The organism is Pontibacter sp. HJ8 (assembly GCF_054824225.1).
On record NZ_JSYF01000121.1, the window covers coordinates 1 to 12,156 of the forward strand.

The following is a 12,156-nucleotide window of genomic DNA, read 5'->3' on the forward strand; positions in this document are numbered from 1 at the left end:
TGTAGCTACCGTAAAACACCCCTCTGACTCACCTCAAGGGGAGAATTCCGGCATGAGTAGGTATAAGCTGGCAGGTATAGCAAGGCTAACTTACAACAGCTGCTACGAAGCTAAGACTTGAGCCAGGTGCACTTTGTGGCGCTCCACTGTTCGAGCGTTCAGCGAGTTTGGAGCGTCCTTGCTTTTTTGCTTACTTTTTTTGTCAAGGAGAAAAGTAAGGCCTCACCGGCGAGGTGAAGCTGTACAACAATACCAGGTTAAGGTATAGACAGGCAGTTTTTACGAAGCAACAGGAAAAATCGTAATGCAAAAGGCACCATCCCTAATAGGGAGTAGTAGCTACCCCAACCCCGAAGGTAATCCTGAGAATCCTTTCATCCCGTAAACCCTGATTCAGACAATTGCCTATCTTTACCAAACACTACCTTTAAAACTATGACAAATCATACTACTTACTCCAATGCCGGTTCCGGCGATGTGCTTGTTTTTCTGCATGGCTTCTGCGAGAGCACAGAGGTATGGGATGCATTCACCAAGCCATTGCAGCAGAAATTCAGAACGATAGCACTCGACCTGCCGGGCTTCGGAAACAACACCCCCAGTGGCTCCACCGACTACAGCATGGAAGGTATGGCCGACTATGTGAAGCAGCAACTCGACCAGCTCGGCGTGAAAAAGTGTATCCTGGTAGGACATTCCATGGGTGGGTATGTAGGTATGGCTTTTGCCGAGAAGTATGGCAGCCTGCTCAGCGGCCTCTGCCTCTTCCACTCCTCTGCCCTGCCCGATACCGAGGAGAAAAAAGATAACCGCAACAAGACAATCGAGTTCGTGGAGAAGCACGGCGTTGAGAAGTTCATGGAGAGCTTTATCGAACCCCTGTTCTTCAGCGAAAACCGGGACAGGCTGCGCCAGGAGATCGCCCTGATGAAAAAGATCGGCACAGCCACACCCCAGGAAAGCGTAACGGGAGGCCTGGCTGCCATGCGCGACCGGCCGGACAGGTCTGCGGTACTGGCTGCTGCAGAGTTTCCAGTCTTATTCATTTTTGGCAAGGACGATGGCGCTGTCCCTCTGGACAAAGCGCTGGAGCAATGCCACCTCCCCGACAACAGCATGGTCTACTTCCTGGGCCAGACCGGACACATGGGCATGTTTGAGCGGACGTATGAAACCCGCAAAGCAATCGAAAAATTTGCCGAAACGATCTATGGGTAAGGTTAGGAATTTTGAATGAGTAATTGAGTGGATGAGTGAATGGTTAAATTGCTGATTGCAAATTGTTGAACGTATATGATTCGGATGGGTCGCGATCTGTCCCTACACCACCTCTCAAACTCGATACTCAGAACTCGAGACTCCTACTAACTCCTAAACTCTCAAATTCCTAAACTTGCCCAATCAGCCCTTAGCTCCTCCTGCCCGCATTTTGCCCACCCTGGTGTTTTCGCAGTTTGCAGGTACTTCGTTGTGGTTTGCGGGCAATGCCGTGTTGCCGGAACTGCAGCAATCCCTGCAGTTGCAGGAGGGAGCGCTGGCACTGCTGACATCGGCAGTACAGCTGGGCTTTATTGCCGGCACACTGGTTTTCGCCTTCCTGTCCCTGGCCGACAGGTTCTCTCCCCGTCTGCTGTTTTTGCTCTGCGCCTTACTGGGCGCTGTGGCCAACGTACTCGTGCTTTGGGTGGCAGACAGTGTCGCCGCTGTCCTGACGCTCCGCGCACTGACCGGTTTTCTGCTGGCCGGCATTTACCCGGTCGGGATGAAGATTGCGGCCAGCTGGTTCAGCACCAGACTTGGCAAAGCGATCGGCTATCTGGTGGGAGCCCTGGTACTGGGCACTGCTTTTCCGCACTTGCTGCGCGGGCTGGGTACTACGCTGCCCTGGGAGCAGGTACTAATTGCCATCAGTCTGCTGGCTGCGCTGGGAGGCGTGCTGCTATACCTGCTGGTACCCGATGGGCCCTTCCTGAGCAAAGGTGCTACATTCAAAGTCGGCAACCTGCTGCATGCCTTCCGCAACAAAGACTTCAGTGCAGCTGCCCTGGGCTACTTTGGTCACATGTGGGAGCTCTATACCTTGTGGGCCTTCGCGCCTTTGATCCTGGCTACCGCTGCCCCTCACCTTTCGGCAGGGCAGGTATCGCTGTACTCGTTTTTCGTAATTGCGGCAGGCGCGGCAGGCTGTGTGGGCGGCGGGTATCTGTCGCAGGTATGGGGAAGTGCCCGGGTTGCTTTCTTGCAGCTCCTGCTTTCGGGGCTGTGCTGCCTGCTCTCGCTCGTGGTTTTTCAGGCGAACATACCGTTTCTGCTCATTCTTTTTATGCTGTTCTGGGGTGTGGTGGCAGCCGGAGACTCGCCTCAGTTCTCTGCCTTGACAGCAAAAACAGCCCCAGCGCATCTGGTAGGCACCGCCCTTACTGTTGTAGTGTCGATTGGTTTTGCGATCTCGGTTGTGAGCATACAGGCAACCGGATTTTTGCTAACGCTGCTGCCCCTTCCCTATGTGTTCGCGCTGCTCTTTATCGGGCCGGCTTTGGGCCTGCTTGCGCTTCGCCGGTTGGCTGCAGCTGCCTGATACAAAGGCTTGCTATACCTGCAAAAGCAAAAGAGCCGGCCACAGGGCCAGCTCTCTTCATTCAAAGCTTTACGGCTATACCTATTCTGCCTTCATTTCCATTTTGGAGCCATCGCCGGCTACCAGGGTCATTTCTTTTTCGGTCAGCTTTTCTACCTGGAAATTCTCGGAAGTGCTCTGGCCTTCAAAAGTAAGAGAGAGGCGCTTGCCCGCCTGATCGTACGAATAGGTACCGGTTTGCAGCGAACCACCTCCGCCCATGGCGAAACGGCCATCCGAATAGAACTGCATCGTTTCTTCCTCTTCGGCATCTGTCAGTTTATCTTTATCCCCGGAAGCAGTAGTTTCCTTTTCGGCTTTCCAGGTTTTGCTGCTGCCACCTGACAACATGCTTTCGGTACCGGCCGTTTCTTTGCCGCCACAGCCAGACATTACTACCAGCAGCAGCAGTGCCATCACAAAAGACCAGGTGCTCTTTACGTTCTTGAAATTTAGATCCATTTTATTCATAGTTTTAGTTTGACATCCTCGTACCCCATCTGCAGGAAGAACCCAGATGGGTGTGCATTGAGTACGGGCAAAGCAATTTTAAAGTTGATAAAAACGGCAGCGCCCTCTCTCTCCCTACTCCTCTACAACCAAGTATACCCGTTGGCGTATTTATTTATGTAACAGGATATTTTAAAGCCTGACACTTAAATAAACTCTGACAATAAACGATAGAAGCATATGGGATTGCGTGATTTTTTTAAAAGAGGAGAAGAGGAGCCTGCAAAAACTCCGAATAAAGTGCCCGGTCAATCTGCCGACCATTCATTTTTCACCAAAAAAGATGAGCAACAGGTAACTGACCCGAATGCTAACCAGGATGTATACACGGTGCAAAGTGGCGACTCGCTTTCCAAAATAGCGAAGAAGCACTACGGTGATGCCAACGCCTGGAAGAAGATCTACGAAGCCAACAAGGCTACCATCGGCGAAAACCCTGACCTGATTCGTCCGGGCCAGCGGTTTGTGATACCGAGGTCGTAAAAAATCCGGTAATTAAACACAGCGGGGCAGCCTTAAAATTAAGGCTGCCCCGCTGTGTTTATGCCTCCCTATACCTTGGAACAACAAAAAAAGCCCGCCAGACGATAACCGTCCGGCAGGCTTTCTCAATCAATAAGTAATCTTTATAGCTTAGAAACGCTCGTCAGCCGAGAAGAAGAAGTCGCCTTCGATCTGTGCGTTTTCGTCAGAGTCGGAACCGTGTACAGCATTTGCCTCGATAGACTTGGCGTATACCTTACGGATCGTTCCTTCTTCGGCCTGCGCCGGGTTGGTAGCACCGATCAGCGTACGGAAATCAGCTACGGCATTGTCTTTCTCCAGGATCATGGCTACGATCGGGCCAGAGGACATGTATTTTACCAGGTCACCGTAGAAAGGGCGCTCTTTGTGTACTTCATAGAATTTGCCAGCACGCTCTTCAGACAGTTTTGTCTTCTTCATCGACACGATGCGAAAGCCACCTTCTTCGATCATTTTGGTAATGCCGCCAATATGGTTTTCTGCTACCGCATCCGGCTTAATCATGGTAAATGTGATGTTTCCAGCCATGTTTATTCTCTTTTATAAGTGTATGTTTCGTTTTGAAGCTGCAAAATTAGCGCATTTAGCTTAATTATAGCAGTATATCCCCTATACTTTCTTCATATTTTCTCCGGCCCTCCCTGCCCCTGCTACTACGAAAACCGGTTCCGTTCATCCGGCGGGCCGTAGCGGATGCGCCATAAAACGCTATTTTATTGCATCAGAAGTTATTTATTCAGAAATTCGCGCCTTATATCCCTACTAATCAGCGGATTTATAACAAGCAGTATGCACGATATTCTTGCTCTCAAAGAGCTCCTGAGAGAACCTAAAGAGGTGATGATCACCACACACCATAAACCGGACGCCGATGCGCTTGGTTCTTCCCTGGGTCTGGCCGGCTATCTCAAAAAATTAGGGCACCGCGTCACGGTGATCACGCCCTCTGACTACCCGAGCTTCCTGACCTGGATGCAGGGCAATAACGATGTGATTGTATACTCCGAGAAAAACGACGAGCTGGTACGCCGTATTATCCGGGAGTCCCAGGTAATTTTTTGCCTCGACTTCTCCAGCCTGTCGCGCATCCACGAAATGGGTGAGTACATCCGGGAGGCTAAGGGCACCAAAGTATTGGTAGACCACCACCTGCAGCCGGAAGCCTTCGCCGATCTTAATTTCTCCAACCCGCAGGCCGCTGCTACGGCCGAACTCGTCTACGACCTGATCAAGGAGCTGGGCGACAGGGACCTGATCGACACAGGTATTGGCGAATGCCTGTATGCCGGCATCATGACCGATACGGGCTCTTTTCGCCACCCGAGCACTTCCAAAAATGTGCACCTTATTATTGCCGACCTGCTGCATATCGGCGTGAATACCTCCAACATTCACCGCCTGATTTATGACAGTTCGTCTGAACTGCGCCTGCGTTTTCTGGGTTATGCTCTGAAAGACAAGCTTGTCGTGAAGCACGAGTACAAGACGGCCTATATCGCCATTACGGCAGATGAGCTGAAAGCCTACGACTCCAGAACAGGAGACACAGAAGGGCTGGTAAACTTTGCGCTTTCGATTGAGGGCATTGTATTTGCAGCCGTGATCATCGATCGCGTGCAGGCCGTTAAAATATCGTTCCGCTCGGTAGGCAACTTTTCTGTTAACGATTTTGCGCGCCAGCACTTCAATGGCGGCGGACATCGGAATGCAGCCGGAGGTATGTCGCTGGAAACGCTGGACGCTACTGTCGCAAAATTTGAGAGCCTGTTGCCACAGTACAAAGATCAATTGCTGGCCTCTGTTTAGTAATCAAACCCATATCAAACCATAATCCATGCTATCTAAAACCAAATTTTTGCTGCCAATCCTGGCTGGCGCTCTGTTGTTGCAATCGTGTGACAAAAAAAACAAGGATGAATTTTATACCACGGCTGATGGCCTGAGCTATAAAATCTATGAAAAAAATGACAAAGGCGAGTACGAGAACAAAGGCGAAGTAAATACAGCCGACACAACCGGTGCTAAAATCGGCCAGGTGGTAACAATGCAGATGTCCTACAGCAATGCGGCCGACTCTGTGCTTTTTGATTCCCGCACACAGGAGCAGCCGATCATGATCCCGGTGATGGAGCCGTCCTTCAAAGGCAGCCTGGAAGACGCCCTTACCATGCTCCGGGCAGGTGACAGCGGTGTGTTCAAGATCAATGCAGACTCTCTTTTTGCCAAAACCTTTGGCCAGCCATTGCCTCCGTTCATCAAAGCCGGCTCACACCTGACCTTCTTTGTAAAGGTGGATAAGATCCAGTCAAAAGAAGCTGCCATTGCCGATCAGCAGAAAATGTTTGAAGAGCAGATGGTAAAGTCGCAGGCCCGTGCCGCTGAGCAAATAAAAATAGACGACGCCAAAATACAGGAGTACATCAAGGCAAACAACCTGAAGAACGTACAAAAGACGGATGCCGGCGTATACTATGTGATCACACAGCCCGGCAAAGGTGCCAAGGCCAAAGCCGGTGACACCGTAGCCGTACATTACAAACTGTCTTTCCTGGATGGAAAAGAGCTGGAGTCTTCTTATAACAACCCGATGTCTGGCGGCGAGCCATTCCAGTTCCCACTTGGCCAGGGCCAGGTGATACCAGGCTGGGATGATGGCATTGCGCAACTCAACAAAGGCAGCAAGGCGATCCTGTTGATTCCTTCTCCGCTTGCTTATGGTGAGCAGGCGCGTGGCGAACAAATGCCGGCTAACTCTATCCTGCGTTTCGACGTGGAGCTGGTAGACGTTAAAAACTAATTTCGGCTTACTTTATTCCTTTCTTATCATGAATCCGATCAGTAAAAGTCAATCATTGAGCAGCTGGCTTGCGAAGGCGTTTCTCTTCTTCGTAATCGTAGTTTCTTTCGCGGCCTGTAAGGAAGAGGAGTACCAAAGTCCTTATTTCCAGACGGACGAGCAGCGGGAAGAGCAGAAACGAACCGACGAGAAGCTTATCCGCAAGTATTTCCGGGATAACAACATCGATACGACCAAGGTTGAGCGAACCAACAGCGGCCTGTACCACCTGGTCAAAACACCTGGAACAGGCGTTAAAGTAAAGGCGCAAGAGCTGGTGGAAGTACACTATATCGGCAAAAATCTCTACGGACAAAAGTTTGATTCCTCCTATGACAGAGGCAACTCTTTTACCTTTAGGGTAGGCGCACAGCAGGTGATCAAAGGCTGGGATGAGGGCATTAAGCTGATGGATATCGGGGAAGAAGGTTTCCTCTTTGTTCCTTCCTACCTGGGGTATGGCTATACCGGCAGCGGCACCATCCCTCCGAATTCCGTACTGATTTTCGAAATCAAAGTGTTAAGTGTGAAGTAATCCACACCACCTATACCGTACAACAAAGGGCGATGTCTGTGACATCGCCCTTTGTTTTTTAGCTCAGTACCTCTGAGAGTATCGCCAGCGATTTCACTTCGCCGAGCCGCTCCACGTGCAGCTGGTAGTAGCGGATGAGGATGGAGAGCATTTCGCGGCGCACTTTGCCATTGGGTATGGCCGCCTCCCCTGGCGTGTGCAGCAGCTGATCAAAGTATACCTCGTAGGCCTGCAGCGCCAGCACGGGCGGCGCTACCGTATTGGACTGGGCATTGGCCGAGAACGCGACCTGCTCGATGATTTCGGCTCCGCTGCTGGGTCCGAAGCCGAGGTGGTGGCTCAGGTGCAGCAAAAAGATCAGGTGAAAGTTTTCAAAATGTTCTTGCTGCTCATCAAAAGCGATGATCGAGTTATACAGAAAGTGAAACAGGGAAGGATTCTCCTCTTCCTCCTTCACCGTACGCGACACCATTTCCGAGAGAAACAACAGGATACTGCTCTTGCGGATGTCGAAAGGTATGGAGGAGAAAGAATAAGAGGTTTTATATTCAGAAATGCGGGTAATGCCTCCCCGCTGGGACGTATACACGACCATGTCGAGCAGCGTGAACGGCTGGAAAAGCGCGATGCGGGAACCGGGCGTTTTTTTGCGCACACTGTTCACAATATACGACTGCACCCCCAACTGCTCGGTGTATACCTTGGCAATGATGGACGTTTCGCGGAACTTGATGTAGTTCAGGACGATGCCTCTTGTTTTGACTAACATTTATTCCAGTACGGCTATTTTACTGATACAGGTTTGCTTGCCCTCGTCATCGGCGCTGAGCACCAGGTATACGCCTGCGCTCACCCGCTTGCCGTTATAGCCACGGCCATCCCAGGAGAGCGTGCCCCCCGCTGCCCGCGTCTTGTGCACCAGCGTCCCGTTGACATCGGTGATGCGCACATGGGCGTTGTTGGGCAGACCCGATACCCCGATCAGCCCCGTAAAGTCAGGCCGCACCGGGTTCGGGTATACCTGCGCGCAATCCGGCTTTCCTTCTGTGATCGTGGCGCCGGCCCGGTAAGACGCTATACCTGCATCGGTGACTACAAATACTTCTCCTGTTCTGTGCTCGATGGCGATGGACAACACTTTATCGGAAGGAAGCGGGCTGTTCTGGGTCGTAAAATGCTGCAGGAGCTCATCCCCGTCCGGCCCAAAAAGCCAGAGTCCGTTGTCAGTTGCCATCCATTTGCGGTTGGCGCCATCCACGGCTATGTCGCGCACCACCTGCCCACCCAGCAAGGGCCGGCCCTCAATGATCGGTATCCGCGCATCATAACTCTGCGAAGAGAATACAGCTGCCGGGTTGTAGTATACTGCCACGCCTGCGGTTGTACCAACCCAGATGTCGCCGTTCAGGTCTTTGGTGAGGCTATACACGGCACCGCCCGGCAGATTGCCGGTACCGGCGCCTACGTTGAGCTGACGCACCTGCTGCTGCACTTCGTCATACACCACCAGCCCGCTGCGCACATTCCCGCTCCGGCTTATGCTGATCCATTTGTAGTTGTTGTCATCTACCACCAGCCGCTCCAGGTTGCCGTTATCCACTATAGTAGGTATAGCAAAGCCCTGCCATTCCCCATCCGGACGCAGCACATGCAGGCCGGGAGCACCCGCCACCTGGTGCCTGTTCACCACCCACACATTTCCTATCCTATCCACGGCCACATCGGTCAGCCGCACCTGATCAGTTTTGTCTTTGGCTGGCTGCGTGCTGAGGAGGGTGCTGTTGGTACTGTTGTAGAGCACAGGCGGCGCTTCGCCTTTCCACGCCAGCAGGCCCTGCCCGTAGATGGCCATGTACACGTGCCCGGTCTGAGGGTTGTACACAGCATCTACAAAATTTCGCAGAACTGTGGATGTGTTGGGAGCCGTCATCGGACTGTTGTTGTGCCAGGTGCCGCTCTGGTAACTATAGTAGCCGTTGTCCCTGTTCTGTGGCTGGTAACTCTCGTCATAGCCGCCACTCAGCACATACACGATGCCATTGCCGGACTGCACCCGGAAGCTGTTACCCGAAGCCGGGCCATTAGGCGCAAAAGCGGAGGCAGCGCCGCTCAGATCAGAAACCACCAGGCCCTTTTGCCCATCCGCGATCCATAGCTTATTCTGTGCATCCATTACCGCTTCCTGTGGCTGTAGCAGTTCCGGACTGGTATAGATTGATCCCTTGTTTTGCTTATCCACCAAGAGCACGCCCTGATCGAGGGCACCCGTTAGGTAATCGGGAGAAGACTTCAGTTTGCGGATGGGTGTGGTGACAGGTAAAGGCACCAGCTCCCAGCCACCACTTTGCAGCACGAACAGCCCATGCGCGGCTGTGCCGGCGTATACCTTGTCCTGGAAGGAGGCTACAGTGGTCACGGACACGTCTTGCGGGAGCCCGGTATTTTGCTGTCGCCAGCTTCTGAAATCCTTGAGATTGCTGTTGAACCGGTGTGCTGCCCGTATCCCATTGCCTGCAACCAGGTAGATGCTATCGCCGAGGATGGCGGCATTTTTTACCGGTACGCTCTCCCCACCCGTCCCCAGGTGGGTATAGGTATCCTTGATCTCCTGCTTGGCCAGGTCCAGCACCACCACGCCAATGCCGCTGGAGAGGTAGGCCATTTTGTTATGGATGAGGATGTGGTGGATGGTTTTGTCCCCTTCTATCGGGCGCCGCAAAATATCGCTGATGTTGCGTATCCTGTTTTCCTGCAGCAGATCAATGTTGGCATTGGCATAGGCGATCACGAGCGTACGCGTCTCCGTATCGTAGCCGATAGTGCTGATGCGCTGCTCCTGCAGGCCGTCTGCTTTCGTGATAGTTTGCGTGTTGTTGAACTCCTTGTCGTAATAAAAGAGCCCCTGTTCTGCCGCCAGGTATACCTTGTTCCCGGCATCGGCCACTGCCCTGCCCTGGGTATAGGGCACATGCAGCTGCCAGCCTCCTATACCTACCCGGCTCTGCCCAAACCCAGGCATAGAGCTCAACAGCAAACCACAGCTGACCACCAGGTATAGCAGCCGTGCCAAAGTTCGTTGCGCAGGTATAGACAGGTTCATCATGAGGTATAGAGCACTCGTTCAGGCTTACGTAGGGCAGCAGGTGCTGCCTACTTTTTCTGCTTCAGGCCTTCCTGAAAACAATGGCGGCAGCGGGCCTCATACGAATCCGTTTCACCCAGCAGCACCTGCTCCTCGGAAGGAGAGCTCCGGAAGGAATACGTCGCAATATCGCCGCACTGCACACAGATCGCGTGGACCTTGGTCACATATTCAGCTACGGCCATCAGGCCCGGCATAGGTCCGAATGGCTTGCCCAGGTAATCCATGTCAAGCCCGGCCGCAATCACGCGCACGCCGCTGTTGGCCAGTTTCACGCATACCTCCGCCAGGCCGTCGTCAAAGAACTGCGCCTCGTCTATGCCCACTACATCGCAGCTGCCCCCGAGCAGCAGCATGTCCTGTGCAAAGTCGATGGGGGTAGAACGTATGGCATTGGCGTTGTGCGACACGACATCCTCTTCGTGGTAGCGTTTGTCCAATGCCGGTTTGAATATCTCGACCTTCTGTTTGGCAATTTTAGCCCGGTTCAGCCGGCGGATAAGCTCTTCCGTTTTGCCCGAAAACATCGATCCGCAGATCACTTCAATCCATCCTCTTCTGGTTGCCAGGGATTTGTTCCCAACGCGCGGTTCTATAAACATGTACTCTCTTAACTAGCTGAATTGCTAAATTGTTGAATGGCTAAATTGCCGGATTGTTAGATTGTTGATTGTCTGGTGCACGATTCGGGCAGGCCGCGACCTGTCCCTGCAAGAGCTTATACCTTTCTAACTTCTAAACTTTCTAACTTCTAAACTTTCTAACTCTTAAACTTTCTAACTCCTAAAATCTCTAACTTCCATATTTCAGGTGCGGCAGCATGGTTTGTGCGGGCACCCGCCCTGTTGCATCGCCGCTCTCCAATGTACACTGGCAGGTCAGTCTTTCGTTATCTTTGAGGCGGCCACTGATTCGGTAGCGCTCCTCATTGCCTGTAAGCGGGCCAAAATGCTCCAGGCCCTCCCGCACGATGATCCGGCAAGTGGTACAACGGCCTTTGGCTCCGCAGGCATGCATCCAGTCGATGCCTTCCGCCTGCAGGGCCTGGAGCAGCGTCTGCCCGGCAGCCACCTCAACCTGACGATTGTACAGGTTTTGTACCGTTAACTTTGGCATATTATTCATAACTTTACGAGAGAAAGCGATACCAATGGAAGACAAATATAATCAATTACGCCTGGAACGTTACAGCAAAGAGCTGGCAAATCTGCTTTGCGACCGTCACTTTGCAGCACACGACACCATCAATGGTCCTCAGCTGATCGGCTTTACGCCCGTCAAGCAGGTCAATCTTTTTGTGATCAAAGAGCTGCTGCTGAAGTGGCACCACGAGATGGCCAACCTGCGCAGCCCCTACTTTGATTATGAACACGAGGAAGTGAAAGAGGCCCTCCTCCGCTTCATGAACGTGCTCTCCCGCAAGATCCTCATCAAGCGCAACGCATTTGAGCCGCTGCTACAAAAGGCCATTTATGATACTTTCCTACTAAAACTCAACCCGGTGGCCACGTTTGAGGAAAAATTCCTGCGCATACAGGAAGACATCACAGTGCCGAAGCTGCAGGAAAACCTCAAGTACATCGACCTCGACAAACAATTGTTCTCCGGTTTTGTGAGCACGCTTTCGCCCTCCAACCGGGACCGCGATTACATCCTGAGCCGCTTCAGGCTATACCTGAACGCCAACCAGGAAAATGCTGCCCCGCTCGACGGGCTGGTGGCGACTTTCAACAGCATGTTGCCGATCACCGAAGCCGAAATAGTACAGGCTACGGCTCAGCCGGCTCCTGCCTATGCCGCCTATGCAGCAGCCAAGCCTACGCCAGCGGCTCCTGAAGAGGAAAAAGATATCGTAGCGCCTATACATACTACGCAACGCGAGGCTTCCGTTCCTTTGGCTGCCGCACCAAGGCCGGCGCCTGCACCTGACAACAACCTCAACGAGCGCTTCCGGGCGGCCGAGCGCCCAACGCTGAACGAGAACTTCAGCA

General features: G+C 52.6%; 12 protein-coding genes and 1 pseudogene. 7 read left to right on the forward strand and 6 right to left on the reverse strand.

The window, feature by feature from the left end; all coding sequences use genetic code 11:
• Window positions 1–435 precede the first annotated feature (435 nt).
• Window positions 436–1,218 (forward strand): alpha/beta fold hydrolase, encoded by a 783-nt coding sequence (locus tag OB13_RS06810; protein ID WP_461489404.1) that lies wholly within the window; start codon window positions 436–438, stop codon window positions 1,216–1,218.
• A 175-nt stretch (window positions 1,219–1,393) separates the two neighbouring features.
• Window positions 1,394–2,578, forward strand: a complete 1,185-nt coding sequence (locus tag OB13_RS06815; protein WP_461489405.1) for an MFS transporter — start codon at window positions 1,394–1,396, stop codon at window positions 2,576–2,578.
• Between the two features lie 81 nt (window positions 2,579–2,659).
• On the opposite strand, the gene OB13_RS06820 is transcribed toward OB13_RS06815, so the two are convergent.
• Window positions 2,660–3,079 carry a lipocalin family protein gene (locus tag OB13_RS06820; protein WP_461489406.1) on the reverse strand — a complete coding sequence of 140 codons (420 nt, stop codon included), beginning with the start codon at window positions 3,077–3,079 and terminating at the stop codon, window positions 2,660–2,662.
• Window positions 3,080–3,307: 228 nt separating this feature from the next.
• Here OB13_RS06820 and OB13_RS06825 point away from each other — a divergent pair, with 228 nt between their 5' ends.
• A complete protein-coding gene (locus OB13_RS06825; protein ID WP_461489407.1) occupies window positions 3,308–3,610 on the forward strand; it encodes a LysM peptidoglycan-binding domain-containing protein in 303 nt (100 codons plus the stop codon).
• 150 nt (window positions 3,611–3,760) lie between these two features.
• On the opposite strand, the gene OB13_RS06830 is transcribed toward OB13_RS06825, so the two are convergent.
• Window positions 3,761–4,180, reverse strand: a complete 420-nt coding sequence (locus tag OB13_RS06830) for a nucleoside-diphosphate kinase (RefSeq protein WP_461489408.1) — start codon at window positions 4,178–4,180, stop codon at window positions 3,761–3,763.
• Window positions 4,181–4,441: 261 nt separating this feature from the next.
• On the opposite strand from OB13_RS06830, the gene OB13_RS06835 reads away from it, so the two are divergent.
• From OB13_RS06835 to OB13_RS06845, 3 genes are read left to right on the forward strand one after another with little or no spacing between them, the layout of a single operon-like run.
• Window positions 4,442–5,458: a DHH family phosphoesterase gene (locus OB13_RS06835; protein ID WP_461489409.1), complete on the forward strand. Its 1,017-nt coding sequence runs from the start codon at window positions 4,442–4,444 to the stop codon at window positions 5,456–5,458.
• Window positions 5,459–5,486: 28 nt separating this feature from the next.
• Complete coding sequence (locus OB13_RS06840) at window positions 5,487–6,449, forward strand: FKBP-type peptidyl-prolyl cis-trans isomerase (RefSeq protein WP_461489410.1); 963 nt, start codon at window positions 5,487–5,489, stop codon at window positions 6,447–6,449.
• A 28-nt stretch (window positions 6,450–6,477) separates the two neighbouring features.
• Window positions 6,478–7,023, forward strand: coding sequence for an FKBP-type peptidyl-prolyl cis-trans isomerase (locus tag OB13_RS06845; protein WP_461489411.1), 546 nt, complete (start codon window positions 6,478–6,480; stop codon window positions 7,021–7,023).
• A gap of 58 nt (window positions 7,024–7,081) precedes the next feature.
• Here the strand turns inward: OB13_RS06845 and recO are convergent, their stop codons facing one another.
• The 4 genes from recO to OB13_RS06865 all read right to left on the reverse strand — a co-directional run bounded on the left by recO (window position 7,082) and on the right by OB13_RS06865 (window position 11,281).
• Window positions 7,082–7,792, reverse strand: a complete 711-nt coding sequence (recO, locus tag OB13_RS06850) for a DNA repair protein RecO (protein WP_461489412.1) — start codon at window positions 7,790–7,792, stop codon at window positions 7,082–7,084.
• Complete coding sequence (gene porZ, locus OB13_RS06855) at window positions 7,793–10,126, reverse strand: type IX secretion system anionic LPS delivery protein PorZ (RefSeq protein WP_461489413.1); 2,334 nt, start codon at window positions 10,124–10,126, stop codon at window positions 7,793–7,795.
• 47 nt (window positions 10,127–10,173) lie between these two features.
• The gene (locus tag OB13_RS06860; RefSeq protein WP_461489414.1) at window positions 10,174–10,767 is read right to left on the reverse strand and encodes a thymidine kinase; all 594 of its coding nucleotides are present in this window, start codon (window positions 10,765–10,767) and stop codon (window positions 10,174–10,176) included.
• Window positions 10,768–10,957: 190 nt separating this feature from the next.
• A complete protein-coding gene (locus OB13_RS06865; protein ID WP_461489415.1) occupies window positions 10,958–11,281 on the reverse strand; it encodes a 2Fe-2S iron-sulfur cluster-binding protein in 324 nt (107 codons plus the stop codon).
• 34 nt (window positions 11,282–11,315) lie between these two features.
• Here OB13_RS06865 and OB13_RS06870 point away from each other — a divergent pair.
• Window positions 11,316–12,156: pseudogene (locus OB13_RS06870) on the forward strand (hypothetical protein); the annotation flags it as partial.

Coding starts and splice junctions, on each gene's coding strand:
- OB13_RS06860 (WP_461489414.1), bottom strand. CDS start 10,767: ATGTTTATAGAACCGCGCGTTGGGAACAAATCCCTGGCAACCAGAAGA.
- porZ (WP_461489413.1), bottom strand. CDS start 10,126: ATGATGAACCTGTCTATACCTGCGCAACGAACTTTGGCACGGCTGCTA.
- OB13_RS06835 (WP_461489409.1), top strand. CDS start 4,442: ATGCACGATATTCTTGCTCTCAAAGAGCTCCTGAGAGAACCTAAAGAG.
- OB13_RS06830 (WP_461489408.1), bottom strand. CDS start 4,180: ATGGCTGGAAACATCACATTTACCATGATTAAGCCGGATGCGGTAGCA.
- OB13_RS06820 (WP_461489406.1), bottom strand. CDS start 3,079: ATGGATCTAAATTTCAAGAACGTAAAGAGCACCTGGTCTTTTGTGATG.
- OB13_RS06825 (WP_461489407.1), top strand. CDS start 3,308: ATGGGATTGCGTGATTTTTTTAAAAGAGGAGAAGAGGAGCCTGCAAAA.
- OB13_RS06810 (WP_461489404.1), top strand. CDS start 436: ATGACAAATCATACTACTTACTCCAATGCCGGTTCCGGCGATGTGCTT.
- OB13_RS06840 (WP_461489410.1), top strand. CDS start 5,487: ATGCTATCTAAAACCAAATTTTTGCTGCCAATCCTGGCTGGCGCTCTG.
- OB13_RS06865 (WP_461489415.1), bottom strand. CDS start 11,281: ATGCCAAAGTTAACGGTACAAAACCTGTACAATCGTCAGGTTGAGGTG.
- OB13_RS06845 (WP_461489411.1), top strand. CDS start 6,478: ATGAATCCGATCAGTAAAAGTCAATCATTGAGCAGCTGGCTTGCGAAG.
- recO (WP_461489412.1), bottom strand. CDS start 7,792: ATGTTAGTCAAAACAAGAGGCATCGTCCTGAACTACATCAAGTTCCGC.